Source organism: Amycolatopsis dongchuanensis, from assembly GCF_039542405.1.
Taxonomy (GTDB): domain Bacteria; phylum Actinomycetota; class Actinomycetes; order Mycobacteriales; family Pseudonocardiaceae; genus Amycolatopsis_E; species Amycolatopsis_E sacchari.
The window spans coordinates 17,128-41,768 of record NZ_BAABIB010000085.1; the positions used below are offsets into that span (position 1 = coordinate 17,128).

Genomic DNA, 24,641 nt, shown 5'->3' on the forward strand with positions numbered 1-24,641 from the left:
CCGTGGTTGCGGTGGGATCGGGAGACCGGCACCCGGCGCGCGGGGGATCACGCCGGGTGCCGGGTGCGGCACGTCGAGCCCGGTCGGGGTACGGGCTGGCGACGTGCCGCGTGGGGTGCTCCGGCAGCGCAGGGGCCAGGTGCGGGAGGGGCCGCGCCTGCGCCGCCGGAGCGGTCAGGTGGTCTTGCGGGACGACGACGGGTAGTAGGGCAGCGTCTCGGCGTCGTGGCGGGCACGCAGGGACTTCACGGGTTCGCCCGTGCGGTGTCGCGCCGTGGGGCTGTGCTTGGCGGGTGTGCCGTCCACCTGCCGGTGCCGGAACGCCCGCAGGTCGGCCGCGCTGCGGCGGCGACCCTCGATCTCGCCGTATCCGAGGATCAAGAGTTGGAGCAGCACCGTCACGGCGACGAGTTGCCAACCGCAGACGCACATCGGCTCGCCCATCCGCTCATGCGCGGCGATGCGCGGCGGTCACGCCAGTCCCACCGTTTCGGTCACCGCGCGGACTGCTGCGACCACGGCGGTGAACGGCGGCAACGACGGGCCGTCCAGCGACGGAGGCACCTGCCAGGTCACGACGCCGGATTCCAGGCGGCTCGGCGGCAGCGGTACCAAGGTCCCGCAGCGGTGCGTCAGCGCGCCACGGGCACGCAGCCGGACGAGGTTGACCGGGGCGGACTCGTCCGCGGACTCGGTGAGCAACAGCCAACGGCGCGGTACGCCGGGCAGGGCGACCACCGGTCCGGCGAGCATCCGCACCGTGAGGTAGTGCTGTACCTCGGCGCCGATCGCGGCGGGCAGCTCGACCGCGCTGACCCGTTCGTTGGTGGTCAGCAGCAGCCGATCATCGGCTCGCAGGACCAGCCATTCCCACCCTGCGTAGTGGGCAGCGGTCGCGGTCAGCCCGGACAGGGGCTGCTCTTGGTGGGGCCCGTTGCCGCCCTGTGCGGCTGTGATCGTCGGCGTGGCCATTGTCTAGCCTCCTTGGCAACGGTCGGTCAGTGATCCGTCACCACCAGACAAACGCCCAGCTCAGCTAGACGGCAGTCAGGGTTGCGTGGCACTGCGTCCGCTTGCTGTTCAGGGGTCCCACTTCGGTCCCACTTCGCACGCGGGGCTTCACAGGACATCGGCCGGTGCGCCACGATCGACTACGGCCAGCAATGGGACGAGTACGCCAGGATGTGACCGGGATGGGCCGCGACGGCCGAGCGGGCGACAGCAACACCGCGCTGCGTGCGCTGCTGGACGAGGCCGGAATGAGCAACGCCGCGCTCGCGCGCGCCGTGGTGACGGCGGGCGCGGAGGAAGGCGTGCACGTCGGAACCAACACCACCTCGGTGAAGCGGATGCTGGACGGTTCCCAGCCACGTTGGCCGGTGCCCCGGCTCGTCGCCAAGGTGCTGTCCCGCCACCTGCACCGCGAGATCAGCGTCACCGAGTGCGGGTTTGCCGATCGCACTCCGGCATCCGATGATCGGTACGACGGGCTCCAGTGTTCAGGCACACTGGACGGCACGGTTCGCACGGTTGTCGAGTTGTCGGGACGGGACATGGATCGGCGCAAGTTCCTGCTGGGCTCCGCCTTCACGGCGGCGGCCTTCTCGGAGCCCGCGCTGTTCGCGCTCACCGTGCCGCCCACCGAGAACACCGCGCGGGTCGCGGGCAAACGCATCGGGATGCCCGATGTCGAGATCATCACCGAGAACATCGCCCACCTACGCCGCCTCGATCACCGGTACGGCTCGGGCCGCGTCCGTGAGCAGATCGTGCAGTTGCTGCACCGCGAGGCCAGCACGGTCATGCACGGCAGCTACTCGGAGAAGACCGGCAAAGCGCTGCTCGGCGCGGTCGCCCAAGCCTCCTGGCTGGCCGGTTCGATGGCCGCCGACGTGGGCCGCCACTCGCTGGCCCAGCGCTACTACATCCAGACGCTCAACCTCGCCATGAGCGCAGGTGACCGGCTCTACGCCGCCAACGTGCTGTCCCACATGAGCCGCCTCACCGTGCAGATCGGCCACGGCGCGATCACCGACCACGACCGGCTGCGCCACGCCCGCCAAGCCATCGCGCTCGCGCGCGCCGGTCACAGCGTCACTGACGGCAAGGCCACCCCCGTGCTGTCCGCCCTGCTACACGCCGTCGAGGCACGCGGGCACGCCCTGCTCGGCGAAGCCAACGCCACCCGCACCGCCGTGCTGCAAGCCGAGCGCTGCTACGAGCGCGCCCGTGCCGACGACGAACCCACCTGGCTGGCCTTCTACACCGAAGCCGAACTCGCCGCCGACCTCGGCCGCTGCCTGCGAGACGTGGGCGAGCCCGAGCAGGGCACCCGGTTGATCAGCCAAGCGATGGACACCTACGAACCGTGACGCGTCCGCAGCCGCTGCTTCGTGCAAACCGACCTCGCCACCGCCCACCTCGTCGGCCGCGACTACGAACACGCCGCAGCGCTCGGACGCGACGCGGTGCGCACCGCCGCACAGGTCAGCTCCACCCGCACGCTCGACCGGCTGCGCACGCTGCAACGACAGGTCCGACCGTTGCGCGCCAGCTCACGGCACCTCGGCGAACTGGACGAGCGCATCACCGACCTGCTGACCCGCAACCGCGCTCGCCGAGACGAGGACTCCACCACCTGATGACCATCGACTTCGACGCCGCCCACGTCTACGCCATCCCCATGCGCGCCCGGTTCCGAGGCATCACCGTGCGCGAGGGGATGCTGATCCAAGGCCCTGCCGGGTGGGGCGAGTTCTGCCCGTTCGCCGACTACGACGACGCCGTGTCCGCCTCCTGGCTGGCCACCACCATCGAGCAGTGCACCGTGGGCTGGCCCGAGCCCGTACGTGACCGCATCCCGATCAACTGCACCGTCCCCGCGGTCGGCCCGGAACGCGCTCACGAGATCACCGCCCGCTCGGGCTGCCGCACCGCCAAGGTCAAGGTCGCCGACCACCCCGAATCGCTGCCCGAAGACCTCGCCCGCGTGGAAGCCGTCCGCGACGCGCTCGGCCCGGACGGGGCGATCCGCGTAGACGCCAACGGCGTCTGGGACGTGGACCACGCGGTCACCGCCATCCGAGCGCTCGACAAGGCAGCGGGCGGACTGGAGTACGTCGAGCAACCCTGCCGCACCATCGAGGAACTGGCCGCCGTCCGCCGCCAGGTCGACGTGCGCATCGCCGCCGACGAGTCCATCCGCCGCGCCGAAGATCCGATGCGGGTAGCGGTCGCGGGCGCGGCGGACGTAGCCGTGATCAAGTGCACGCCGCTGGGCGGCGTGCGGCGTTCGCTGCAAGTCGCCGAAGCCGCCGGGCTGCCCTGCGTGGTTTCCTCCGCGCTGGAAACCAGCGTCGGACTCGCGGCGCAACTCGCCCTCGCCGGGGCGCTGCCCGAACTCGACTTCGCCTGCGGTCTCGGCACGCTCTCGCTGCTGGAAGGCGATGTCGTGGCCGGTGCCGACTCGCTGCGCCCGGCAGGCGGCTACCTCCCAGTACCCCGCACACCGCCCACGCCCGACCCCGCCCTACTTGACACCTACGCGCTGACCGACACCGAACAGGCGGCGTGGTGGCGCGACCGGCTGGCCCGCGTCCGCGCCGAACTCGACCACGCCGCCGGTTCCGACTGAGCACCACGCCCGCCCCTCCGTGGTGAGAGATCGCCGGGGTGTGAGCAGGTGTTCGGCGTAGGCTGGAAGGTACCGGAGGCGACCACGTATCCACGGGCAGTGGGTGCCGCCTCGGGCGCAGTAGCTATCCCCGATCCGCTTGGCGGGTCGGAGGCAGGAGCGCCGAGATGATCTCGGCTCAGAATCGCTCCCACGCAGCCCCAGTCGATCAGATCGGTGTGGTCGTGCGGTTGCAGATGAAACCGGCCGGTGCGGCGCGCGGGTTTGTCGATGGCGGTTGGTGGCCGCACTCCAATGATCCGGCCGCCGAGTTTCCCGCTCTGGTCGTCGCGCTCGGGGCGTCGGTCGGGCCGGTCAGCCGGATGTCCTACCACCTCGACACATGGGACGCGGTGGCGCGGAAGATGCCGGTTCAGGGACGGGTGGTGCGGTTCGGAGGCTTCCGGTCAATGGACACGCACACCGTCGAGGTGATCGGTTCGGACGGTCGCCGAGTCAGCTTGTTGGTGGTCCCTCCGGGTACACCCGGCGGGACGGCGCGCGCGGTGTTGCGCTCGGCCGCAGCCAGCGACTCGACCGCCAGCGTGGCGGACATTCTCGCCAGCAACGGCGTCACCCCGTCGACCGGCGACAGCAGCCCGCTGGGCACGACGTCCAGGACGGCCGAGCCAGCACCGGAACAGCGCTGGGAGACCGAGGGCGGCCACCTCCACGCCCCCGCCTGAGCCGGTGCATTCTCGTTCGAACGATGCGGCGTGTGTGGACGCGCGCAGATCGGCGTAGGGTGGGACAGGTAGCCCCTCACCTAAGAGAGGGGGCATCTCATGACCGATACGTCGGCCACCAGGCTCGTACAGTCCCACCCCACGCCCGCCGACTCGACCCCGCCGCCGCAAGCGCCGGTCGCCGAGACTGCCCCACTAGCAGCAGGCCCGGTCGGTCGCAGCCCGTTGCGGCGCACCCGCACCAGCGCCACCTGGATCGGCGTCATCGTGTTCACCGCCGTGCTCGTGTTGCTGCTGATCTTCATCTTGCAGAACACGCAGTCGGTGCAGATCTCCTACTTCGGCGCGACCGGACACGTCTCCCTGGCAGTGGCGATGCTGCTGGCCGCCGTGGCAGGTGTGCTGCTGACCGCGATCGCCGGATCGCTGCGAATCTGGCAGCTACGCCGACGCCTGCGCGGAGTCACGCGCCGGTAGGCCGTCCACACCGAGGCGACGAGGCGCTGCGGCGGCCACGCGCGTGGCACTGGTCCCTGCTGGGCCGCCCACTGTGCGCCAGCGGCGCAACACTCGGCGGCCGTAGTTGTTCGTGCCCGCGATCCGGTCCAGTTCCGCGCCGGTCGGCGTGCGGCCCTTCGATCGCTCGGTGACGTAGTACGCCCACATCCGCTGTTCGGCGGTCGGCTCCGCCGGGCGAGAGTCGTCCGGGATCGCCGCGAGACGCACCACGGACGTCATCTTGTCGCCGGTCTCGCTCGTCTCGGCGGTCTCGTCGCTGGTCTCGCTAGTGGTCTCGGCGCGGTGCCGCTTCAGCGCACGATTGAGCAACTCCACCGCCAGCAGCAGCGCCAGCGGCGGGCACGCCGCCACCGCCACGGCGAACACGCTCAACTCCGGAGCCGCCGCCACGTTCGCGCACAGCGACAGCACGATGCCGAACACGAACGCCAACCACGCCGCCCACCGACCACCCGCACGGCGGCCCTGTCCGGACTTCCACAGCTCGACCGTGGCCGTGGTCAACAACCCGTCCACGATCAACGGCCAGATAGCCGCCGTGGCCTCGTCCGCGCCGAACCGCAACGCGAACTCGCGCCCGTGCCGATACGAGGCGTACGCCGCGCCCAAGGCGACCAGTGCCGTACAGGCGCACTGGACCCACAGAGCGCGGTCCCGCCGAGCCGGGGCAGCCGCCGCGCTCATCGGGAACCACCCGCCATCTGTCGGCGCGTACCCACCGGGCGGATCATGATCTCAGGGCCTTCGACCAGCACTTCGCGGTTCGTATGCTGAAGCGTTAGGTCCGTTCGTGACAGGCGAGATCCTGCACGTCGACGGCGGGCAGAGCGCCGGTCACTGACAACGACACCTCTGCGGCCGCGAGTCATCCACTCGCGGCCGCACAGGCGGAGCGGCGAGACTTCGCATTTATCAAGATCGCGCCCCGGCACCCTCGGCGGACTTCAGCCGCGTGTCGCGGATGAAGGTCCCCTTCGACGGCACCGTGACGACGAGTCCCTCCTCCCGTAAGAGCTGAGTCGCGTGGCGAAGGGTGCCCAGCGCGACGCCGAGTTCCGCTGCCAGACGCCGTTCGGCCGGAAGCGGCGTGTTGGGCGCCAGTTCGCCGGATTCGATACGGGCTTTGAACTGCTCGAAAACCGTCCGGTAGAGATATTGCGGGGTTCGCTGATCCTCCGTCATCGCCGACTCCGGCGAACGCGTCCCCAGCCGTTTTCTTCGTTGAGCGCCACCTTCACACGTTCAGGCATCGCGTGGCGAGGACGATGCTGCGATCGACCGTTCCTAGTCGCAGAAGGCACACCGCCGCAAATACGCGAAATCCATCGCCACATATCTTCCCTCCAAGTTTGGTGCGAAAACTTACGCACCAAACAACGGTGCATGGCGGCAGCGAGAAGGGGCAATAGCCCATCCGGGTCGTTCTGACAAAGGTCTTTCTCGGTACTCTTGGCCCATGCCGAGGCACCCCGATACGGCGAAGCAGCTCGACGGCCAGCCGCTCGCACGTCTTCTGCGCTCGCACTGGTTAGCTTGCTCACCTCGGCCCACCACGCGAGACATCGGTCGCCAGCTCGGCGTCTCGCATACCACCGTGAGCCGGTGGCTCGACGGCACACTTGTCCCGACCGGCGAGCAGACGAAAGCGCTCGCCGACACCCTGGGAATCACGGGTAAAGCACGCGCAGACCTGCTCCAGGTCGCGGCGTGGGTCACTCCGAAACGGGCAACCCCGAACCGTGGCACCCCCGGCCTTTTCGGCATTTCACATCAAACCGCCAAGGCGATGGAGCTCGAAAAGCAAGCCACCTCGATCACAGAGTGGTCACCTCTGCGCATCCCCGATCTCTTGCAGAGTGACGATTACGCCCGTCACGTTACATCCGATATGAGCGACTTGCCCTCCAAATCCGAACGCCAGGCCGCAGTGGTCGAGCACCGACGAACCAAGTATGAAGTTTTCCTCGGCCGACCGGCACTCACCTGGCGCGTCGGCGGGGTGACCGTCATGGCGAAGCAGGTTCAGCGGTTGATCGAGGTCCTCGACCAGCGATGGGCCGCGGTGCGTCTCGTACTCGAGGGTCCGGATTGGCATGACGGGCAGCTTGGCCCTTTTGCGCTCTACGACCGGGACGATGGCGAGGACGCCGTCGTCATCCAGCACCTCGGGGCGGTCACCCTCCTGACCGATCGCGAAATCGTCGGACGCTACCGACAGCTTCGTGCCACGCTCGCGCGATTAGCCCTGACGCCGGCGGAAACTCGTCGGCACCTCGAGGATGTTCTCCGGGAGTTGAGAACCCCGTCACCATGAGACAGACCGCGGTCAGTCGTCGCGGCGACGTAGGGCGTAGGCCGGGACGAGCTGGTCGACGACCTCGAGCTTGTTCCGCCGCGCGTCCGCATACGGGATGTCGAAGTCGACGACGCCGAGCCAGTCCCCCTTCGCGGTGGAGAACCAGCCCGTCAGGCGACCGGGCACCTCACCGGTCATGTCCAGTCCAGTGACGACGGTGTGCACGGGCGCGCCCGGCACTCGCAGGTAGATGGCGTCGAGCCGAACCCAGACCGGTGTGATGACGGGGGCCCGCCCGTGGTCGTCGTCGCCCCTGAACCGGGTGTACGGGCTGTGCAGCATCCGCAGACCCCCTACCTCCGGCCCGGGCGCGCAGCGTCCGACCGAGTCCATCGATCGAGGTACGGCTGGTCATCGAACTCGGCCCGCGCGGCGAGTGGCCCGGCCGTGCCGAAGTGCCACGCTGCCGGAGAAACGCCTTCGGCCCGGCACGCCTGGCACTCGACAGCGACGCCAGCACTGTCGGCAACGGCGCGGTATCCCGCCACGACAAGGGAATGTCGGCCCGCCCTGCAGATCGCGGGCAGGACGACGACCCGCTCACCGTGGGGATCGACGCGGTAGTTGACGAGCCCGTCGTAGTGCTCACCGGTCAGGCCCTCCACGTTCATGTCCCGAGGCTAACACGTCATCGAACTGGTGTTCGACGCCCGTGTTGTCGCCCAGGCGGTGCGTGGCCCAGGCGCGGGCGGCCGGGACGAGGATGCGCCACAGGTCGCGGTGCTGCTGCGCGGCCTGGTACTGCCAGATGCCCCAGATCTCGACCGCCAGCGCGGTGCGCGCGGCCGGTGGAGTTCGTTGCCACACCGGGAGCGCCTCGGCCCAATCCTCGGCAGCAGGCGGGGTGTGGCCGGCGGCGATCAGCCGGGCGATGAGGAACGCCACGTCGACCGCCGCAGATCCGGTGCGCGACCACGCCCAGTCGATGATCGTGGCTTGCCGCCCGGCGACCAGGATGTTGAGCGAGTGCAGGTCGGTGTGCACCAGGTCGTGCCCGTCGGCGGCCTCGACCGCTCGCGCCTCCCACGCTATGAGCTGCTCAGGTACCGACATCCCGGGTGGCGGGTTCTTGGCGAGCCGTCGCCAGGGTGCGAGTCGTGCCCACTGATCGGCCAGCCGGGGTGCGGGTGCTGGGCAGTCGGCGAGGTCGCGCCCCAGCGCTGCCATGGCGTCGGCCACCACGGGCAGGTCCGGTGAGCCGGGTGTGAGGTCGGCGTGGGCGCCTGTGACGCGGTCGAAGCCGAGTAGCAGCCAGCCGTCGGCCTCGATGCGCCAGCGCAGTCGCGGCGCGAGGGCCGAGGGCAACCACGGGTTGATGTCCGCCTCGTGGCGGTGCACCGCGCCGCGTTTGCCCTCGGCATCGGCGATGCCCTTGCAGAACACGACTCCGCCGGAGTGCAGGTGCAACGTGGCCGAGAAGTCCGAGTTGCGTCCCGCCGAGGGGATCTCGGCGCGCGCGACCAGCCCGGCCTTGCGTTCGATCGCGGCTTGCACCGTGGCGGGGAGCTCGTCCCAGGTGCTGCGAGGCATCGTGAAACTCCCTGTCAGTCGCGGGCCGGCGGCGGGTCGTCGTGGCAGCCATTGTGGCAACCGGTGCACCCGGCCGCCTGCGGCCACAGCTCGGAGTCGAGCGTGAAGCCCGCGGCCTCGATCGCCGCCACCGTCCCGCGGGCGGTATCCTCGCTGGCGGCCGGGTCGTGGTCCGCAGTAGGCACGTGGTGCAGGAACCGGCCGGCGATCCGCTCGCAGAAAGCCGCGTAGTCGCGGGTGTGCAGGACGAAGGTGTGCCAGCCGATGTCCACCAGCTCACTGGGCGCGAGCGGGTCACCGGTGTTGCGGGCGCACGCGGCCAGGAAGGCCAGCGCCTGGTCCACGATGCGTTCGGCCAGGCCCCGCGCGAGGTCGTGCTCGGCGACAATCCGGTTCACCAACCGCTCGAACAAAGCCGGCTCGACCAGAGACTGGCCAGTCATCGGGGTGCTCAGTACTGCTGTCAACGTGTCCTCCTTCAGCATGTGCGATCACTCGCCGTAATCGCTTGGGAACACGTTACGATCGGGGCGACCGCGGCAGAACGGGCTGCCAGTACGGGTTGCGGTCGCGACGGAGGCTCGACCTGGGGGCGAACGCATGGCGAGGGCGTCACGAACACCGACCGGCAGTCAGGGATCACGCTGCCTGGGCGTCGTGGCGGGGTTCGTGCTCAAGCTCGCCCGCCAATCCGCGGGCGCGACGCAAGACCAGTTCGCCGAGGCCGCGGGCGTCGACGTCACGACGGTGCAGGGCTGGGAATCCGGCCGCAGGCCCCTCGCCGCGATGCAGACCCGGGACTTCCTCCGACTCCGGTCCACCCTGACCCGGCTCGGCGCGCCGGCGTCCGTGGGCCGGCATCTGCACGAGGCCATCGAAGCCGACGTCGTCCTCGCCGCGGCGGTGGACGCCGGTCCGGCCTGGCTGGACCCGGCGCAGCATCCCCTAGCCGCCAACGTGCATCGCCGGTCACTGACGAACCTGATCACGTGGCCGATCACCGGAATCCTGCCCGAGCAACTCCGCCCACTGGCAGTACCCGCTCGCCGACGGGGACCAACGGCGTCGCAACCCGTGCTCTACCCCGATGAGCGAGCACGATTCTTCGACCACCTGCTCACCCTCGCCGACCGCGCCTGCGGCCCCGACCAAGCCCTGCTGCGCCGCCAAGCGGTCTACCTGCTCAGCTTCGACCAGCGGCCCGCCAGCGTCGACTGGCTCCGCGGCGAGTGGGCACGCGCCAGCCGCCAGACCATCCACACCGACAACGTCAACCGGCTGCTGGAAACCCGCTCGGCCTCGGTCGCGCTGGCCGGCCGCGGCGACGGCGACGTGCTGCGCGACTTCACCGCCGCCATGGCCACGGGCTCGACTCCGGACGTGGCGAACCTGAACTACTGGGCCTACTGGATCGGCGAACTGCGCGAGGACCACGTCGACGACGCCTTCATGCTGCACGCCGACCCCCGCTCCTGGGGCGGGGTGCACCTGCTGGAACACCTCACCCGCCGCGTCGCGCCGTCCTCGCCCCACCTACCGCTCAACCTGCACACCCTGTTCACGTTGATAGCCTCACGCCCGTCACTGCTGACCGACTGGCCCCACCTGCGCCCGCCGCTCGAGGAGGCCGTCGAGGTGGGCCTGTCCACCGACGAACTCACCCGCGCCGAGCGGGACCAGTTCGCCGGCCTGCACTACGCCCTCCGCATCGCCGACCGATAGGAGAACCACGCGTGTCAGACGCCAGCGCCATCGCCTGCTTCGGCTACGAGCTCGGCATCCTCAAACGGATCCGGCGCTCGGGCTGGTGGCACGCCGGCGTTCGCGACCCCGAATCGGTGGCCGAGCACTCCCTGCGCGTCGCCCAGCTGGCCGGACTGCTGGCCGCCGAGGAAGGCGCCGATCCGGCCCGCGCCGCCTACCTCGCCCTCTGGCACGACACCCAGGAAACCCGCACCGGCGACCTGCCCCACACCGTCAAGCCCTACCTCACCAAACCCGACCCCAAGCAAATCACCGCCGACCAAACCGCCAGGCTGCCCGACGCCGCACGCGCCACCGTCCGCGACGCCGTCAACGAGTACGAAACAGCGACGACCACCGAAGCCCGCTGCGCCCGTGATGCGGACAAGCTCGAGATGCTCCTCCAAGCCGTCGAATACCGCGACATCGGCGTCCACCGCGTCCAAGGGTGGATCGACAGCGCCCTCAAAGGCCTATCGACCACCACCGCACAGCAGGTCGCCGAGGCTGCCGTAGCGCTCTCCCCACTTGCCTGGCGCGACCGCTAGCGCAAATAATCTAGAACCCTAAACATCGCCTACCCAGATTATTCTAGCGATTTCGGCGGCTCAGCTACAAACAATCGCCCATCTATGCGCCGGTGGATTATTCCGAGCCTACTCAATGCGCGAGGCCGCCGAGGATGGTCACCAACGCGCCAAGCGCTAGGTACGGCCCAAGGGGCATCGGCGCATCGCGTGACATTCGACCCATCGCTCGTAACACAAGGCGCGCCACGGCAGCGAGCAGCCACCCCGCGACCGTGCCGACCATGACGACCGTCCAGCTCTGCCAGCCCAGCGCGAGCCCGAGCAGTCCGGCGAGCTTCACGTCTCCAGCGCCGAGGCCACCCGCAGCGAGCGCGAGCACGAGGTAAGCAAGGCCAAGAACGACCATCCCCGCCACGGCTCGGAGGAAGTCCGCGTAGCCAGCCGTGAGCACCGCCCCCAGGCCGAAGATCGTCCCGAGCGCGAGGAGACCCGCGAGGATCAGCGCGCTGGGCAGGCGTCGCTCGAGGAAGTCGATCACCGCAAGAGGCGCCACCACCAGCGAAAACGTGCTGTACGCGACGAGGTCGATCCCCCACCCGAACCGCCAGCCCACGGCGGCAAAAAGCGCAGCCGTCAGCACGGCGGAGGCCACCAACTCTCTCGCACCGAGCGTCCATGCGGGCGGCAGCACTCGTAGCCCGAGGGCCAGCCCGGCGCCGGCCGCGGCCCAGCCGGTCAGCACCAATGGATTCAAGGGCCACGTCCATCGCAGACCGTCGCGGACAGGGCGAAACAGGACGCGCTGGCGGCCTATCTGGGGATGTGGCAGGACTTCGCCGAAGCCGGGAGCACGTCCGACTGGCAATCGTCCAAGCTCGCGCAGCACGCGACCGGCCTGGCGCTGACGAACCTGTCGCGAGGCCTTTACGCCGATCACTACAACGGATTGGTGACGAAGGGCGAGGCGACCCACGACGCCAGAGTCATGTCCGCCGAACCGGCGAACGAGCCGACCAGGGTCATCGTCACGGATTGCAGCGATTCCACCAATGCCCTCAAGTACCGAGCCGACAACGAGTCCTATGCGGACTGGAGCGGCGGCGGCGAGGCGGGCACCCCATCGCGTCCCGGGTGATGGGTTCGCTGCCCGGCGGAAGCGCATCACCCGGGTGGAGATGCACAAGCTAGCGTCAGCGCAGCTGGAAACCCTGTCGCCGGAACGCTTCGCGCAGCCTGTCGCGGCCGCGCAGTCCCTCGACGCTGCCGAAGCGGTCCGCCACCCGCCGCAGCCAGCTGGGCTCCAGGCCCGCCTCGGTGTAGAAGTCGGCCAGGAGTTTCTCGTAGTCGCGGATCCCGTCGGCCTGCGCGGAGTCGTCGTAGCGCTCGTGGTGCAGCACCACGCGTTGCGCCAGCCGCGGCTTGACCCCGGTGGGCCGCGCCGGGTCCGGGTGCCCCACCACGAGCCCGGAAACCGGGAACACGTGTGCGGGCAGCCCCAGCTCGCGCGACACCGCGAGCGGGTCGTTGCGCAACGCGCCGGCGAACACCGTGCCCAGCCCGAGGGATTCCGCGGCCAGCGCGGCGTTCTGGGCCGCCAGCGCGGCATCGATGACGGCCACCAGAGCGCTTTCCAGGTAGTCCGCCCCCTCGCCGGAGGCGCCCGCCTCCGCCGCGATCCGCCGGGCGCGGGCGAGGTCGGCGAGCCACACCAGCAGCAGTGGCGCCTCCACGATGTGCCGCTGACCGCCGGCGACCTCGGCCAGCCGGGCGCGCCGCCGCGGATCACGGACGGCGACCACGCTCCACAACTGCAGGTTGCTCGACGACGGCGCGGACTGGGCCGCCGCGATCAGCGTGGTCAGCGTCGCGTCGGAGACCGGATCCGGCAGGTAGGCGCGCACCGAGCGGTGGGCCAGCTGCGCGGCCACCAGGTCGCTCCACAGATCGGGGAGGTCCGTCTGCGCGCCGGGACCGTACCGGGCGCGGTAGGGGTCCTCGACCGTCATCGGCTGTCCTCCCTCAGCAGCGGCAGCAGCTGATCGCCCTGGCGTTTGATCTCCGGCAGGTACGGGGTGTCGGACAGGACGAAGTGCGTGATGCCCAGCGACTGGTAGCGGCGCAGCGACTTCGCCACGTCCTCGGCCGAGCCGACGAGCCACGTGGTCCCGGCGCCGCCACCGCCGTAGCGGCCGGGCGCGGTGTAGAGGTTGTCGTCGAGCACGTCGCCTCGGGTGGCCAGCTCCAGGAGCCGTTGCTGGCCGGTGGCGACGAACCGGTTGGGGTCGCGGCTGATCGCGCCCTTCGCCATCGCCTCGACCTTCGCCTCCGCGTCGGCCCACGCCTGCTCCGTCGTGTCCCGCACCAGCGTCGTCACGCGCAGCCCGTACTCCAGCGGCGCGTGCCCCCGGCCGAGTTTCTCGCTCAGCCGCTCCAGCCGGTCGATCCGCTCGGCGACCCCGTCCAGCGGCTCGCCCCAGAACAACTGCACGTCGGCCTCGGTGGCGGCGACCTCCTCGGCCGCCGCGGACGCGCCGCCGAAGTACAGGCGCGGATGACGGCGCTCGCCTCGCACCACCGGGCGCGGCGCCACCGTCGCGTCGGTGACGCTGAAGTGCTCGCCGTGGAATGTGACGTTCTCCTCGGTCCACAACCTGCGCACGATCCGCAGGAACTCCTTGGTGCGCGCGTACCGCTGGGCCTGGTCGCCTTCGCTGTCGCCGTAGGCGGCGAGGTTGTCCTTTCCGGACACGATGTTGACCAGCACCCGCCCCTGCGTGAGGTGGTCCAGTGTCGCGGCGGCGGAGGCGAAGTTCGCCGGCCGCCAGTAGCCGGGCCGCACCGCGATCAACGGCTGGAACGTCGTCGTGCGCGCGGCCAGTGCGGTGGCGACCGTGAAGGTGTCCGGCCGTCCCCAGCCGGTGCCGATCAGCGCGCCGCCCCAGCCGTGCTCCTCCAGGGCTTTCGCCTGTGCGGTGAGGGTGTCCAGGCTGTTGTGGTCGGCGGTGACGGCGTCGCCGCGGTGGCCGGGCTCGGCCTGGTTCGGGATGTACCACAGGAATTCGGCACTCACGACAATGCTCCCTCGGTCAGGCGCGCCAGGAGACGGCCGCGCAGGGTCGGGTGGCGGTACCCGGTCTGGAACAGGCCGCGCTCCTGCAGGATCGGCACGACCAGCCGGGCGAAGTTCTCGAAGTCGACGGCGATGTCGGCGGGCATCACCGTGAACCCGTCGGCGGCGCCGGCCTCGTACCACGCCTGCAGGTCGTCGGCGACCTGCTCGGCCGAACCGACCAGCAGCCGGTGCCCCGATCCCCCGGCGCCCCGCTGCACGAGCTCCCGCGGCGTGCGCGGCCCGTCGGCGATCAGGGCGCGGGTGGAGGCGCTGAACCCGGCGGAGAAGGCGCTCTCCGGCACCCGGTCCGGCAGGTCGGCGACCGTGATCGGATCATCCGGCCCGAACCTGTCCGGCGGCAGCCCGAGGTTCGCCACGAGCGCGGCGGACAACCGCTCGATCGGCAGTGTCGCGTACAGCTCCTGTTCCCGGCGCCGGGCCTGTGCCTCGGTCTCCGCGACGAGCACGACCACGCCGAGCGAGACCTTCACGTCGTCGGGGTGGCGCCCGGCTCCGGCCGCCCGCACGCGGATGTCGTCGCGGAAGGCCACGGCCTTGGCCTGGGTCTGGGCCACCGTGAACACCACGTCGGCGAACCGCCCTGCCAGCGCGAGCCCCTCCGCGGACCCGCCGGCCTGCACGATCACCGGCCGCCCCTGCGGTCCCGCGGTGACCGGCAGCGGGCCTGCCACCGAGAAGAACTCGCCCACGTGGTCGATGCGGTGGATGAGGTCCGGGTCGGCGTAGCGGCCGCCCCGCTTGTCGGCGACGATCGCGTCCTGGTCCCAGCTGTCCCACAGCCGCGTGACGACCTCGAGGAATTCGTGCGCCCGCCGGTACCGCTCCCCCTTCGGCGGGTGCTCGGCGAGACCGAAGTTCGCCGCCGCCGCGGGACTGCCGGTGGTGACGACGTTGACCGCGGCCCGGCCTCGCGTCACGTGGTCCAGCGATTGGAAACGCCGGGCGAGGTTGTAGGGCGAGTTGTAGGTGGTCGAGCTGGTGGCGATCACCCCGAGGTGCGTGGTGATCGCCGCCAGGTGCCCCAGCAGCACGAGCGGGTCGAGACCGGTGCCCGGCGCGTCCTCGATCTCGCCGCGCAGCGCCGGGCTGTCGCCGAGGAACACCGCGTCGATCTTCGCGTCCTCGGCGATCCGCGCGAGCCGCCGGTAGTGGTCGATGTCCACATAGGCCAGTGGGTCGGCGTGCGGGAGCCGCCACGCGGTGCGGAAGTGCCCGGGCGTCATCAACGACAGGTTCAGGTGGAAGGTCACGACGCCGGGCTCCATCCCAGCAACGGCGCGAGTTCCGTCGCCGTGTCCGTCAGCAGCCGCACGTGCTCGTCGAAGCCGGGCACCCCGGGCACGAAACTGACCAGCAGGTCGGTCGCCTGTCGCAGGGCCGGGTCGGCGGCGAGCTCTCCCGCCAGCTCCGCGGCCGGGCCGAGCAGCGCGTGGTCGGCCGCCAGGTACTCCGCCACACCGAGCCCCGCGGCGGCCCGCCGGTGCGACTGCCAGCTCTGCCACCGCCGCACCCCGGGCGTCACCAGCCGCACCGCCGCCGCCCGGTCCGGGTGCGGGTAGACCGCCCGCGACACCTGCACCCGCGGCGCGCGACCAGGCTCGGTCCACGCCGCCCGGTAGGCCTGGATCCACTCCGCCTGCGCCTGCTGCGCCTCGCGCACCGAACCGCCGCTCCACGCGGTGGCGCGGGACAGTTGCAGCCCGTCCCCGGCGCGGCCGGCCGCCGCCGCGGACGCCACGGCCCGGCCGGGAGCGCTGGTCGTGGCCTGCCACAGCCGCTGCCGCACCCCGGCGCCGGGTGGGTGCAGCACCTCGCCGAGGCTGTTGAGCGCCTTGCCGTCGAGCACCTCGTGCAGCCGCGCCACCGCGGCGTCGAACTCGTCGTGCCGCCGGTCCAGGTCCCGCCCGAACGCCTCCCACGCGCCGGGGAACGGCCCCGATCCGACCCCGAGTTCCAGGCGCCCGCCGGACAGCTCGTCCAGGGTCGCCGCGTCCTCGGCCACCTTGAGCGGGTCCTCCAGCGGCAGCACCAGCACACCGGTGCCCAGCCCGATGCGGCTGGTGTGCTCGGCGATCGCGGCGAGCACGACCAGCGGCGCGGACACGTGTTCCTTGCCCTGCCGGAAGTGCCGCTGGATCACCCAGCCCGAGTCGTAGCCCAGCTCCTCGGCGATGCGGAACAGCTCGATCCCCTGCCGGTAGGCCCGCGCCGGCGCCAGGTCGTCGTCGAGGTGCAGCAGGAAGTTCAGCCGGAACGGCCGCCCGTCCTCCACACCCGCACCGATCGGGGCGTTCACAGCGCCAGCCCGGTGCCGTGCACGCCATGCTCGTCGATCGCCGCCAGCTCCGCCTCGGTCAGCGGCGGGAAATCCAGCGCCCGCACGTTGTGGTCCAGCTGCGCGACCGAACTGGCGCCGATCAACGCCGAGGTGACCTCCGGGCGGCGCAGCACCCACTGCAGCGCCAGCTGCGCCAGCGACTGGCCACGGTCGGCCGCGATCTTGTTCAACGCCGCGGCCCGCTGCCGGTAGGTGTCGTCGATGACCTCCGGCGACAGGAAAGCGCTGTCCCGCGCCCGCGCGCCGTCGGGGATGTCCACCAGGTACTTGTCGGTCAGCAACCCCTGCGCCAGCGGCGAGTACACGACCAGGCCGAACCCCTCGGCGGCGGCCAGCTCCAGCAGGCCGTTGCGCTCCGGCCGCCGGTCGAAGATCGAATACCGCGGCTGGTGGACCAGCAGCGGGACACCGGCCCGCCGCAGCAGCCCGGCGATCTCACGCGCCCGGTCCGGCTGGTAGTTGGAGATGCCGACGTAGAGCGCCTTGCCCTGCTGCACCGCGCTGACCAGGGCGCCAACCGTCTCCTCCAGCGGGGTGCTCTCGTCCGGGCTGTGGCTGTAGAAGATGTCGACGTAGTCGGTGCCCAGGTCGCGCAGGCTGTGGTCGAGCGAGGCCAGCAGCGACTTGCGCGAGGCGCCCTTGAGGTAGGGGCTCTTGCCGATCGGGTTGCCTGCCTTGGTGGACAGGATCAGCTCGTCCCGGTACGGCTTGAGGTCGCGGGCGAGCACTTGGCCGAAGAACTCCTGCGCGGCGCGGTGCGGCGGCCCGTAGCGGTCGGCGTTGTCGAAGTGGGCGATGCCCAGGTCGAAGGCGCGCAGCACGATCTCGCGCCGGGTGTCGTAGGAGTAGCCGGGGCCGAACTTCTGCCACAGCCCGAAGGAGAACGCGGGCAGGTCGAGACCGGAGTGGCCGGCGCGGCGGAACTCGGCGGCGTCGTAGCGGTCGTCGGCGGGCATGTAGGTGCTCATGGGGCCTTCCTGTTGTCGCGGACGGGGAATTCCCGGCCGGTGTCGCGTTCGAGGAACTGCGTGCCGGGGCTGACGATCTCGTCGATGCGGTCGAGGGTGTCCTCGTCCAGCTCGACGGTGGCGGCCTTGAGGTAGGCGGCCAGGTGCTCGCTGGTGCGCGGGCCGATGATCACGCTGCTCACCGCCGGGTGGGTGAGCGCGAACCCGACGGCGAGGTCGACCAGGGACCGCCCGGTGTCCTCGGCGAGCCGGGCGAGCGCGTCGGCGGCGGCGAGCTTGCGCTGGTTGCGTTCCAGCGAGACGTCGAACCGGCCGGGCACGAGATCGGCGCGCGCCGACTCCGGTTGCCCGCCACCGATCCGGTACTTCCCGGACAGCCAGCCGGCGGCGAGCGGCCCGTAGCCGAGCACGCCGACGCCGTACTTGCGTGTCACGGGGAAGACCTCGCGTTCGGCGCCGCGCACGAGCAGCGAATAGGGCAGCTGCTCGGTGTGCGGGGCGATGAGGCCGTGTTTTTCGGCCAGCCAGTGCGCCTCGACGAGCTGGTGCGCCGGGAACACCGACGTGCCGTAGTAGCGGATCTTGCCCTGGCGCACCAGGTCGCTGAGCGTCTGCAGGGTTTCCAGCAGGCTCGTGCGCGGGTCGGGCCGGTGCGCCTGGTAGAGGTCGAGGTGGTCGGTGCCCAGCCGCCGCAGGCTGTCCTCCACGGCGCGCACGATCCAGCGGCGGGACGTGCCCGCGTGCCGCGGGTCGTCGCCGACGCGGCCGGAGAACTTGGTGGCGAGGAAGATGTCGTCGCGTCTGCCCCGGATGGCCTTGCCGACGATCTCCTCGGAGCGGCCCTGGCCGTAGACGTCGGCGGTGTCGATCGCGGTGATCCCGGCGTCCAGCGCGGCGTGGATGATGCCGACGCCGGCGTCCTCGTCCTGCCGGCTGCCGAAGTTCATGGCGCCGAGGGTGAGCGGGGTGAGCAGGACGCCGGTGCGTCCCAGCACCCGGGTGGGTTCGAGGGTCAACGTGGTCCTCCTAGAAGAGCCCGGTCGTCGGCGGTTCCTCGCCGGTGAGGTGGTAGGCGCCGGCGACCGCGGCCTTCCAGCGCCGTGGGTTGTGGTTGGCGACCACGCGGGCGTTGCGCCAGTGCCGGTCGAAGCCGAGGTCGCGGTCGGTGATGGAGCCGCCCGCGACGTCGAAGAGCAGTTCGGCGGCGCGCAGCGCGGACTCGATCGCCACCACACCGGCCTGCGCCACCGTGACCGCGGCCTCCGCCCCCACCGTGCGCGCCTGCGCGCCGCTCAGTCCGCGCACCCGCTCCAGCACCTCGGCGGCCAGCAGCACCGCGGACCGCGCGGCGTGCGCCCGTGCCGCGATCTCCCCCACGGTCTCCCGCACGTACGGGTCCTCGACCGACCTCGACGCCGAGCTGTGCTTGATCGGCCGGGCCTTCTCTCGGCCGAACGCGGCGGCGTCGTCGAGGGCGGCCGCGGCGATGCCCGCCTCAATCGCCGCCAGGTACAGCTGGGCGAACGATCCCAGCCACGGGTTGTCCAGCAGGTGGTTGTCGCGCGGCGCGATCTCCTCGGCTGTGACGCGGACGTTCACCAGCCGCGTGGTGCCGCTGGCGGTCAGTCGCTGGCCGACGGCGTCGAAGTCGTCCAGCCGGTGCACCCCCGCGCGGTCCACCGGCACCGTGAAGAACACGACGTCGCCGTTGTCGTCCAGGGCCGAGCCGGAGAACCACGACGCGTAGAGCCCGCCGGTCGAGTAGTACTTCTCGCCGTTGAGCAGGTAACCGTCGCCGTCGCGGCGCAACGTCGTGCTCACCGAACCGCTGGCGCCGCCGGTGCGCTCGTTGCTGGTTCCGGCGAACAGGTCCCCGGCCCGCAACCGCCGGAGCGTCACCTCCCGGTGCGGCAGATCGGGCCGCGTCGCGACCCGGTTCGCGGTGAGGAAGCTGCTGCGCAACGCCTGGGCCACGTTCGAATCGGCGCGGGCGATCGCCACCACCAGGTCGGCCACGTCGCGCACCGAGCCGCCCGCCCCGCCGTCCCGCACGGCGATCCCGGTCAGCGTGATCCGCTGCTCGGCGAGCGCCCGGACGTCGGCGAAGGCGTAGTCCCGAGCGCGTTCCCGGACAGCGGCGGTCGCCCGCAAACGCGCGAGGATCGGGGCGACCGCGGCGCGGATGCCCTCGACGGTCGGGGCGGGAGCCACCGCGGTCATGCCGCCACCTCCGCCCGCAGGCCGAGCGCGGCCCGCAGCGTCGGCGGCGGGGCGGCCTCGGTCGCCCACGCCCGCAGCACCGCCGCCACCTCGCCGGCGCCGCCCGCGGGCACCAGCTCGACACCGTCCAGCCGGTGCTCGTGCACCCACGCCAGGACATCCGCGGGCGAACCCACCGGGACCCGGCCCAGCAACGTCACCTCCCGGCGGTCGCGGCCCACCGCGTGCAGCGCTTCGGTGAGGGCGTCGTCGGCCCCGGCCGCGTGCTCGACCACGACGACATCCGCGGACTCCGCCACCGCGGCCGGGTCGAGGACGCCGAGGTCGGCGACCACCACGGGGCGGCCCTGCGCCGACGACGGCCCGTCCAGCGGACCCGCCACCCGGTAGTACACCCCGTCGTGACCGACCGGCCGGATCAGCTCCTCCTGCACGACCAGAGCCGCCTCCTGGTCGCCGATCAGCGCCTGGGACGGGAACGACTCCCACAGCCGGGTCAGGACACCGGCGTACTCGCTCCACCGCCGCGCCGGATCCACCGCGGCGGGATCCGGGGCGGTCGCGTCGCTGACCTCGTCCCCGTCCCCGGCGAGCAGGGCGATGCCCGCCCGGCCACCGGTGGCGCGGTCCAGCGACGACACCCGGCGCGCGGTGTTGTAGGGCGCGTGGTGCGTGGTCGGCACCTCGGTGACGAAGCCGATTCCACTGTGGACTCCGGCGAGGTGGGACGCGGTCACCGTCGGGTCGAGGGTGTGCGGGGTGTCGGCCAGGCGGATCGCCGCCACCCCGGACTCCCGGGCCAGCGCGGTCAGCGCGCTCGCCTCGCTCAGCGAGACGCGGTCGCCGACCGCGAGGGCCAGCTGCACGATCGTGCTCATCAGGCGGCTCCTTCCAGAGCGGGCAGGCCGAGGCCGAGGTGGGCGCGCAGCGTGGTGCCGTCGTAGTCGGTGCGGAACAGCCCGCGCCTGCGCAGTTCGGGGACGACGTGGTCGGCGAAGTCGTCGAAACCGGAGGGCAGCACATCGGGCATCACGTTGAACCCGTCCGCCGCGCCGGCGCGGTACCAGGTCTCGATGTCGTCGGCGATCTGCTCCGGGGTGCCGGTGACGATGCGGTGCCCGCCACCGCCGGACAACCGCTTGAGCAACGTGCCCAGTGTCGGGTTCTCCCGGTCGATGATCTCCTTGACGACCCGGTAGAACGTCTGCGATCCGCCCGCCTCGTCGGGTTCGACGAGCAAGCCGGCCGGGATCGGTTCGTCGTCGCGCAGACCGTCCAGCGAGATCCCCAGCTGGGCCGCGAGCCGGCCGCGGCCGTAGGCGTCCGGGAGCAGCTCGTCCAGCAACTCGCGGCGCCGCTTCGCCTCCGCCTCGGTGCTGCCGACGACGGTGGACAGCCCCGGCAGCACCACGATCTCCGCCGGGTCGCGTCCGAACTGGACGGCACCGGCGCGGATCTCCGCCCGGAAGGCGCGCGCGTGCTCCAGGTCCTGGTCGGCCGAGAACACCACCTCGGCGACCCGGGATGCGAGCCGGCGCCCGTCGCTGGACCCGCCGGCCTGCACCACCACCGGACGGCCCTGCGGCGAGGGGAACCGGGTGCGCGACGCCCACGCCGCCACCACCCGCTGGGTGAACCACGCGGCGCGCTGGTACCGCACCGTGTGGTCGATCTCGCCGTCGCGGCCGAAGTTGCGGGCGGCCACCGGTCCCGCGGTGGTGACCACGTTCCAGCCGAACCGGCCACCGCTGACGTGGTCGAGGTCGCCGAGGCGGCGGGCCAGTTCGACCGGGTCGTTGTAGGAGGAGGACAGGGTGCCGATCAGCCCGATCCGCTCCGTCCGGGCCGCGATCCGCGCGAGCACCGTGGTGGGCTCGAAGTTGTTGCCGGTGCGGTGCTTGATGCCGGGGTCCAGCGCCGGGCCGTCGGCCAGGAACACGGCGTCGAGCTTGGCCTCCTCGGCTTTCTTCGCGATCGAGGTGTAGTGCTCGATCGTGTAGCTGGCGGTGCCGTCGGTGCCCGGGTACCGCCAGGACCCGCCGAACACGCCCGCGTTGAGGATGTTGACGTTGAGGTGCAGCACTCTTCGCTCCTTACCGCGCGCCGGCCGCGGCCAGGCGCGTGCCGGGGATCGCGTCCAGCAGTTCTCGGGTGTAGGGGTGCTCCGGGGCGCCGAAGATCCGCTCCACCGGGCCGGTCTCGACCACCGCGCCGTCCTTCATCACGGACACGTCGTGCGCGATCAGCCGGACCACGCCCAGGTCGTGGGTGACGAACACGTAGCTCAGCCCGAACTCGGCCTGCAGGTCGACGAGCAACTGCAGGATCTGCGCCTGCGCCACGACGTCGAGCGCGCTGACCGCCTCGTCGAGCACCAGCACCTGCGGGGTGAGCGCCAGCGCGCGGGCGATCGCGACCCGCTGCCGCTGACCACCGGAGAGCTGGCCGGGCAGGCGGTGCAGGTGGCTCTCGTCCAGCGCCACCGCCGTCAGCAGCTCGACCACCCGCCCGGTCCGCTCACGCCGGGTGCCACCGAGCCCGAACGCGCGCAACGGCTCGGCCACCAGCTTGGCGACCGTCCACCGCGGGTCGAGCGAGGTGAACGGGTTCTGGAACACGAACTGCAGGTCCCGGCGCACCGCGCGCAACTCGGCTCCGCGCAGCCCGGTGAGCGAACGCTCGCCCAGGTGGACCGTGCCCGCCTCGGCGGTCGTGAAACCGGCCAGGATGCTCGCCAGCGTCGACTTCCCCGCCCCGGACTCCCCCACGATCGCGTGCGTGGTTCCCTTGCGCACCACCAGATCCGCGGCATCCAGGGCACGCAGCTCACCGCGGCCCCGCAGCTGGTAGGTCTTGCTCAGGCCGTTCGCCCGCAACACCACCTCGCCCGGGACCACCCGGGTGCCGGACGCCGGTTCCAGCCGCCCGGCGTGACGCGCCGGATTGGCGTCGAGCAACTGTCGCGTGTAGTCGTCGGCGGTGGCGTCCAGCACCTCCCGCACCGGACCGGATTCGACGATCCGCCCGCCCCGCATGACCAGGATCCGGTCCGACCGGTCCAGCGCCACCCCGAGATCGTGGGTGACCAGCAGGATGCCGATGCCCAGCTCCTCGCGCAGCCGCTCCAGGTGGTCCAGGATGACCTTCTGGAATGTCACGTCCAGCGCGCTGGTGGGCTCGTCGGCGACGATGATCTTCGGCTTGCCCGCCAGTGCGATCGCGATGAGCGCGCGTTGTTTCATGCCCCCGGACAACTCGTGCGGGTACTGCCCGAACACGCGCTCCGCGTCGGCCAGGCCCGCGGTGCGCAGGCTCTCCAGCGCGGCCGCCCGGTGCTCGGCCGCGGTCCGCTTGCCCGGTTCGTTGAAGCGGACCGCCTCGACCACCTGCTGCCCGATCCGCTTGACCGGGTTGAGCGAGGTGTTCGGGTCCTGCGGCACGAAACCCACGTGGTTGCCGCGCACCAGCGCCATCCGCTGGTCGTTCCACCCGGTCACGTCCACACCGGAGAACTCGATCGTGCCCGACCGGATCCGCGCCGAGTCCGGCAGCAGGCCCAGCGCACCCTGGATCACGGTGGTCTTGCCCGATCCGGACTCGCCGACCAGCGACACGAACTCGCCGGGTTCGACGTGCAGGCTGACGTCGTGGACCGCAGTGGTCCAGGCACGACGGCCGGTGCGGTAGTCGACCGCCAGGCCGGTGATCCGCAGCAGCGGGTCCTCGCTCATCCGTGGTCCTTTCTCAACGACGTGCTGATCCGGTGGGTGGCGAGCACGACCGCGGCCAGCGCCACGCCCGGCAGCAGCGAAATCCACGGGTGCACGGCCACGAAGTCGCGGCCCTCGGCCACCAGCAGCCCCCACTCCGGCTCCGGCGGCGGGGCGCCGTAACCGAGGAACCCGAGCCCGGCGACCGACAGGATCGCCGAGCCGATCTCCAGCGCCGCCAGTGCGAGCACCGAGCTCAGTGAGTTCGGCACGATGTGCCGCACCACGACGCCGAATCTGCGCACCCCCAGCCCGTAGGCCGCGCGTACGTAGTCTCGTGAGGCGACGGAGAGCACCTCGGCCCGCATCACCCGGGCGAACGACGCGATCGAGGAGATCCCCACGGCGAGGGCGATGTTGTCGGTGGCGTAACCCAGCACCGACACGATCACCATGGCCAGCAACAGGTTCGGGATCGCCAGGAACACGTCGACCACTCGCATGATCGCGGTGTCGGCCCAGCCGCGGGCGAACCCGGCGACCAGCCCCAGCAGCGAGCCGGCGCCGAACCCGATCAACACCGCGAACAGGGTCGCGGTCAGCGTGGTGCCGGCCCCGTGCACGGTGCGGGCGAACAGGTCCCGCCCCAGCCGGTCGGTGCCGAACCAGTGCTCGGCGCCGGGCGGGGCGAAGCTGGCGTCCGGGTCGCCGGCGTAGGGGCTGTAGGAGGTGAACAGCGACGGGAACAGCGCCCACCCCAGCGCCACCAGCACGATCACCCACGCCAGCACCAGCCCGGGCCGGCGCGCCGCCTCCCCGAGGCGCCGCAGCGCGCCGGACCGGGTGGGCGCCAGGACGGTCGCCGTCATCGGGTCCCCCTTCCCCCGGCGACCGCGAGCGTGGCGCGCAGACGCGGGTCCAGCAGCGGGTACACCAGGTCCACGACCAGGTTGATCAGCGCGAACGCGGCGGCGACGAACACCACGATGCCCTGCACCAACGGCAGGTCGAGGGTGTTGATCGCGGTCTGGGTCATCCGGCCGAGGCCCTTGCGGGCGAACACGGTCTCCACGATGACCGCGTTGACCATGAGGCTGCCGAACGTCACCGCCGCGATCGTCAACGCGGGCAGGCTCGCGTTGCGGAACACGTCGCCGACGATGATCCGCCCGCGCGTGGAAGCTTCTATGTCAAGTGGTGGTGGTCGGTGTGGAGTGCGTGGTAGAGGACGTCGG

Annotated in this window: 30 protein-coding genes; 9 read left to right on the top strand and 21 right to left on the bottom strand. The window is 71.4% G+C overall.

Annotated elements, in window-relative coordinates:
- Positions 1 to 174: 174 nt before the first annotated feature.
- A complete protein-coding gene (locus tag ABFX51_RS22940) occupies positions 175 to 402 on the bottom strand; it encodes a hypothetical protein (RefSeq protein WP_143249976.1) in 228 nt (75 codons plus the stop codon).
- 69 nt (positions 403 to 471) lie between these two features.
- Complete coding sequence (locus ABFX51_RS22945; protein WP_091514143.1) at positions 472 to 972, bottom strand: hypothetical protein; 501 nt, start codon at positions 970 to 972, stop codon at positions 472 to 474.
- A 221-nt stretch (positions 973 to 1,193) separates the two neighbouring features.
- Between ABFX51_RS22945 and ABFX51_RS22950 the strand changes: the two genes are divergently transcribed.
- The 5 genes from ABFX51_RS22950 to ABFX51_RS22970 all read left to right on the top strand — a co-directional run bounded on the left by ABFX51_RS22950 (position 1,194) and on the right by ABFX51_RS22970 (position 4,836).
- On the top strand, positions 1,194 to 2,372 hold the full coding sequence (locus ABFX51_RS22950) for an NsdA family TPR-like regulatory protein (protein WP_346054867.1): 1,179 nt from the start codon (positions 1,194 to 1,196) through the stop codon (positions 2,370 to 2,372).
- Positions 2,373 to 2,393: 21 nt separating this feature from the next.
- A complete protein-coding gene (locus tag ABFX51_RS22955) occupies positions 2,394 to 2,642 on the top strand; it encodes a hypothetical protein (protein WP_346054868.1) in 249 nt (82 codons plus the stop codon).
- Positions 2,642 to 3,634, top strand: coding sequence for an o-succinylbenzoate synthase (locus tag ABFX51_RS22960; protein ID WP_091514139.1), 993 nt, complete (start codon positions 2,642 to 2,644; stop codon positions 3,632 to 3,634). The genes ABFX51_RS22955 and ABFX51_RS22960 overlap by 1 nt, the downstream gene beginning before the upstream one ends.
- A gap of 167 nt (positions 3,635 to 3,801) precedes the next feature.
- Positions 3,802 to 4,359 carry a DUF5994 family protein gene (locus tag ABFX51_RS22965; RefSeq protein ID WP_177228920.1) on the top strand — a complete coding sequence of 186 codons (558 nt, stop codon included), beginning with the start codon at positions 3,802 to 3,804 and terminating at the stop codon, positions 4,357 to 4,359.
- A gap of 99 nt (positions 4,360 to 4,458) precedes the next feature.
- A complete protein-coding gene (locus ABFX51_RS22970) occupies positions 4,459 to 4,836 on the top strand; it encodes a lipopolysaccharide assembly protein LapA domain-containing protein (RefSeq protein WP_091514137.1) in 378 nt (125 codons plus the stop codon).
- Here the strand turns inward: ABFX51_RS22970 and ABFX51_RS22975 are convergent.
- Positions 4,801 to 5,562, bottom strand: coding sequence for a DUF2637 domain-containing protein (locus ABFX51_RS22975; RefSeq protein ID WP_091514135.1), 762 nt, complete (start codon positions 5,560 to 5,562; stop codon positions 4,801 to 4,803). The genes ABFX51_RS22970 and ABFX51_RS22975 overlap by 36 nt on opposite strands.
- A gap of 228 nt (positions 5,563 to 5,790) precedes the next feature.
- A complete protein-coding gene (locus tag ABFX51_RS22980; RefSeq protein WP_091514132.1) occupies positions 5,791 to 6,060 on the bottom strand; it encodes a winged helix-turn-helix domain-containing protein in 270 nt (89 codons plus the stop codon).
- A 274-nt stretch (positions 6,061 to 6,334) separates the two neighbouring features.
- Here ABFX51_RS22980 and ABFX51_RS22985 point away from each other — a divergent pair, with 274 nt between their 5' ends.
- Complete coding sequence (locus ABFX51_RS22985; protein WP_143249975.1) at positions 6,335 to 7,192, top strand: helix-turn-helix domain-containing protein; 858 nt, start codon at positions 6,335 to 6,337, stop codon at positions 7,190 to 7,192.
- Positions 7,193 to 7,204: 12 nt separating this feature from the next.
- On the opposite strand, the gene ABFX51_RS22990 is transcribed toward ABFX51_RS22985, so the two are convergent.
- Genes ABFX51_RS22990 through ABFX51_RS23005 form a run of 4 tightly spaced genes read right to left on the bottom strand, consistent with a single transcriptional unit; the run spans position 7,205 to position 9,231 of the window.
- The gene (locus ABFX51_RS22990) at positions 7,205 to 7,516 is read right to left on the bottom strand and encodes a hypothetical protein (protein WP_091514128.1); all 312 of its coding nucleotides are present in this window, start codon (positions 7,514 to 7,516) and stop codon (positions 7,205 to 7,207) included.
- Positions 7,517 to 7,527: 11 nt separating this feature from the next.
- Positions 7,528 to 7,845, bottom strand: coding sequence for a hypothetical protein (locus ABFX51_RS22995; protein WP_143249974.1), 318 nt, complete (start codon positions 7,843 to 7,845; stop codon positions 7,528 to 7,530).
- Positions 7,820 to 8,764, bottom strand: coding sequence for a phosphotransferase (locus ABFX51_RS23000; protein WP_091514125.1), 945 nt, complete (start codon positions 8,762 to 8,764; stop codon positions 7,820 to 7,822). The genes ABFX51_RS22995 and ABFX51_RS23000 overlap by 26 nt, the downstream gene beginning before the upstream one ends.
- A gap of 14 nt (positions 8,765 to 8,778) precedes the next feature.
- Entirely contained in the window at positions 8,779 to 9,231 is a 453-nt protein-coding gene (locus ABFX51_RS23005) for a glycine-rich domain-containing protein (RefSeq protein ID WP_346054870.1), read from the bottom strand.
- Positions 9,232 to 9,421: 190 nt separating this feature from the next.
- Between ABFX51_RS23005 and ABFX51_RS23010 the strand changes: the two genes are divergently transcribed.
- Positions 9,422 to 10,486: a helix-turn-helix domain-containing protein gene (locus tag ABFX51_RS23010; protein ID WP_346054871.1), complete on the top strand. Its 1,065-nt coding sequence runs from the start codon at positions 9,422 to 9,424 to the stop codon at positions 10,484 to 10,486.
- 11 nt (positions 10,487 to 10,497) lie between these two features.
- Positions 10,498 to 11,055, top strand: a complete 558-nt coding sequence (locus ABFX51_RS23015; RefSeq protein ID WP_346054872.1) for an HD domain-containing protein — start codon at positions 10,498 to 10,500, stop codon at positions 11,053 to 11,055.
- A gap of 112 nt (positions 11,056 to 11,167) precedes the next feature.
- Here the strand turns inward: ABFX51_RS23015 and ABFX51_RS23020 are convergent, their stop codons facing one another.
- Positions 11,168 to 11,779 (bottom strand): prepilin peptidase, encoded by a 612-nt coding sequence (locus tag ABFX51_RS23020; RefSeq protein ID WP_346054873.1) that lies wholly within the window; start codon positions 11,777 to 11,779, stop codon positions 11,168 to 11,170.
- Positions 11,780 to 11,857: 78 nt separating this feature from the next.
- Here ABFX51_RS23020 and ABFX51_RS23025 point away from each other — a divergent pair, with 78 nt between their 5' ends.
- On the top strand, positions 11,858 to 12,172 hold the full coding sequence (locus tag ABFX51_RS23025) for a hypothetical protein (RefSeq protein ID WP_346054874.1): 315 nt from the start codon (positions 11,858 to 11,860) through the stop codon (positions 12,170 to 12,172).
- 55 nt (positions 12,173 to 12,227) lie between these two features.
- Here ABFX51_RS23025 and ABFX51_RS23030 read toward each other — a convergent pair whose 3' ends face one another.
- The 12 genes from ABFX51_RS23030 to ABFX51_RS23085 form a co-directional block, all read right to left on the bottom strand.
- Positions 12,228 to 13,043, bottom strand: coding sequence for a nitroreductase family protein (locus ABFX51_RS23030; protein WP_346054875.1), 816 nt, complete (start codon positions 13,041 to 13,043; stop codon positions 12,228 to 12,230).
- Positions 13,040 to 14,107 carry an LLM class flavin-dependent oxidoreductase gene (locus ABFX51_RS23035; protein ID WP_346054876.1) on the bottom strand — a complete coding sequence of 356 codons (1,068 nt, stop codon included), beginning with the start codon at positions 14,105 to 14,107 and terminating at the stop codon, positions 13,040 to 13,042. Before ABFX51_RS23035 ends, ABFX51_RS23030 begins: the two co-directional genes overlap by 4 nt.
- Positions 14,104 to 15,420, bottom strand: coding sequence for an NtaA/DmoA family FMN-dependent monooxygenase (locus ABFX51_RS23040; protein WP_346054877.1), 1,317 nt, complete (start codon positions 15,418 to 15,420; stop codon positions 14,104 to 14,106). Before ABFX51_RS23040 ends, ABFX51_RS23035 begins: the two co-directional genes overlap by 4 nt.
- A complete protein-coding gene (locus tag ABFX51_RS23045; protein ID WP_346054878.1) occupies positions 15,417 to 16,466 on the bottom strand; it encodes an LLM class flavin-dependent oxidoreductase in 1,050 nt (349 codons plus the stop codon). Before ABFX51_RS23045 ends, ABFX51_RS23040 begins: the two co-directional genes overlap by 4 nt.
- Positions 16,463 to 17,476 (bottom strand): aldo/keto reductase, encoded by a 1,014-nt coding sequence (locus ABFX51_RS23050; protein ID WP_346054879.1) that lies wholly within the window; start codon positions 17,474 to 17,476, stop codon positions 16,463 to 16,465. The genes ABFX51_RS23045 and ABFX51_RS23050 overlap by 4 nt, the downstream gene beginning before the upstream one ends.
- The gene (locus ABFX51_RS23055) at positions 17,473 to 18,492 is read right to left on the bottom strand and encodes an aldo/keto reductase (protein ID WP_346054880.1); all 1,020 of its coding nucleotides are present in this window, start codon (positions 18,490 to 18,492) and stop codon (positions 17,473 to 17,475) included. Before ABFX51_RS23055 ends, ABFX51_RS23050 begins: the two co-directional genes overlap by 4 nt.
- Positions 18,493 to 18,502: 10 nt before the next feature.
- Complete coding sequence (locus ABFX51_RS23060; protein WP_346054881.1) at positions 18,503 to 19,696, bottom strand: acyl-CoA dehydrogenase family protein; 1,194 nt, start codon at positions 19,694 to 19,696, stop codon at positions 18,503 to 18,505.
- Positions 19,693 to 20,574: an LLM class oxidoreductase gene (locus tag ABFX51_RS23065; protein ID WP_346054882.1), complete on the bottom strand. Its 882-nt coding sequence runs from the start codon at positions 20,572 to 20,574 to the stop codon at positions 19,693 to 19,695. Before ABFX51_RS23065 ends, ABFX51_RS23060 begins: the two co-directional genes overlap by 4 nt.
- Positions 20,574 to 21,779, bottom strand: a complete 1,206-nt coding sequence (locus ABFX51_RS23070; protein ID WP_346054883.1) for an LLM class flavin-dependent oxidoreductase — start codon at positions 21,777 to 21,779, stop codon at positions 20,574 to 20,576. The genes ABFX51_RS23065 and ABFX51_RS23070 overlap by 1 nt, the downstream gene beginning before the upstream one ends.
- A gap of 10 nt (positions 21,780 to 21,789) precedes the next feature.
- Positions 21,790 to 23,427, bottom strand: coding sequence for a dipeptide ABC transporter ATP-binding protein (locus ABFX51_RS23075; protein WP_346054884.1), 1,638 nt, complete (start codon positions 23,425 to 23,427; stop codon positions 21,790 to 21,792).
- Positions 23,424 to 24,275: an ABC transporter permease gene (locus tag ABFX51_RS23080; protein WP_346054885.1), complete on the bottom strand. Its 852-nt coding sequence runs from the start codon at positions 24,273 to 24,275 to the stop codon at positions 23,424 to 23,426. The genes ABFX51_RS23075 and ABFX51_RS23080 overlap by 4 nt, the downstream gene beginning before the upstream one ends.
- The coding region (locus tag ABFX51_RS23085) for an ABC transporter permease subunit (protein ID WP_346054886.1) at positions 24,272 to 24,641 on the bottom strand (370 nt) is incomplete at its 5' end. The genes ABFX51_RS23080 and ABFX51_RS23085, both read right to left, overlap by 4 nt.

Excerpts from the sequence above, each read along its gene's own strand:
- ABFX51_RS22945 (WP_091514143.1), bottom strand. The coding sequence starts at position 972 with ATGGCCACGCCGACGATCACAGCCGCACAGGGCGGCAACGGGCCCCAC.
- ABFX51_RS22950 (WP_346054867.1), top strand. The coding sequence starts at position 1,194 with ATGGGCCGCGACGGCCGAGCGGGCGACAGCAACACCGCGCTGCGTGCG.
- ABFX51_RS22960 (WP_091514139.1), top strand. The coding sequence starts at position 2,642 with ATGACCATCGACTTCGACGCCGCCCACGTCTACGCCATCCCCATGCGC.
- ABFX51_RS22965 (WP_177228920.1), top strand. The coding sequence starts at position 3,802 with ATGATCTCGGCTCAGAATCGCTCCCACGCAGCCCCAGTCGATCAGATC.
- ABFX51_RS22970 (WP_091514137.1), top strand. The coding sequence starts at position 4,459 with ATGACCGATACGTCGGCCACCAGGCTCGTACAGTCCCACCCCACGCCC.
- ABFX51_RS22975 (WP_091514135.1), bottom strand. The coding sequence starts at position 5,562 with ATGAGCGCGGCGGCTGCCCCGGCTCGGCGGGACCGCGCTCTGTGGGTC.
- ABFX51_RS22980 (WP_091514132.1), bottom strand. The coding sequence starts at position 6,060 with ATGACGGAGGATCAGCGAACCCCGCAATATCTCTACCGGACGGTTTTC.
- ABFX51_RS22985 (WP_143249975.1), top strand. The coding sequence starts at position 6,335 with ATGCCGAGGCACCCCGATACGGCGAAGCAGCTCGACGGCCAGCCGCTC.
- ABFX51_RS22990 (WP_091514128.1), bottom strand. The coding sequence starts at position 7,516 with ATGCTGCACAGCCCGTACACCCGGTTCAGGGGCGACGACGACCACGGG.
- ABFX51_RS22995 (WP_143249974.1), bottom strand. The coding sequence starts at position 7,845 with ATGAACGTGGAGGGCCTGACCGGTGAGCACTACGACGGGCTCGTCAAC.
- ABFX51_RS23000 (WP_091514125.1), bottom strand. The coding sequence starts at position 8,764 with ATGCCTCGCAGCACCTGGGACGAGCTCCCCGCCACGGTGCAAGCCGCG.
- ABFX51_RS23025 (WP_346054874.1), top strand. The coding sequence starts at position 11,858 with ATGTGGCAGGACTTCGCCGAAGCCGGGAGCACGTCCGACTGGCAATCG.
- ABFX51_RS23030 (WP_346054875.1), bottom strand. The coding sequence starts at position 13,043 with ATGACGGTCGAGGACCCCTACCGCGCCCGGTACGGTCCCGGCGCGCAG.
- ABFX51_RS23050 (WP_346054879.1), bottom strand. The coding sequence starts at position 17,476 with ATGAGCACCTACATGCCCGCCGACGACCGCTACGACGCCGCCGAGTTC.
- ABFX51_RS23060 (WP_346054881.1), bottom strand. The coding sequence starts at position 19,696 with ATGACCGCGGTGGCTCCCGCCCCGACCGTCGAGGGCATCCGCGCCGCG.
- ABFX51_RS23065 (WP_346054882.1), bottom strand. The coding sequence starts at position 20,574 with ATGAGCACGATCGTGCAGCTGGCCCTCGCGGTCGGCGACCGCGTCTCG.
- ABFX51_RS23075 (WP_346054884.1), bottom strand. The coding sequence starts at position 23,427 with ATGAGCGAGGACCCGCTGCTGCGGATCACCGGCCTGGCGGTCGACTAC.
- ABFX51_RS23080 (WP_346054885.1), bottom strand. The coding sequence starts at position 24,275 with ATGACGGCGACCGTCCTGGCGCCCACCCGGTCCGGCGCGCTGCGGCGC.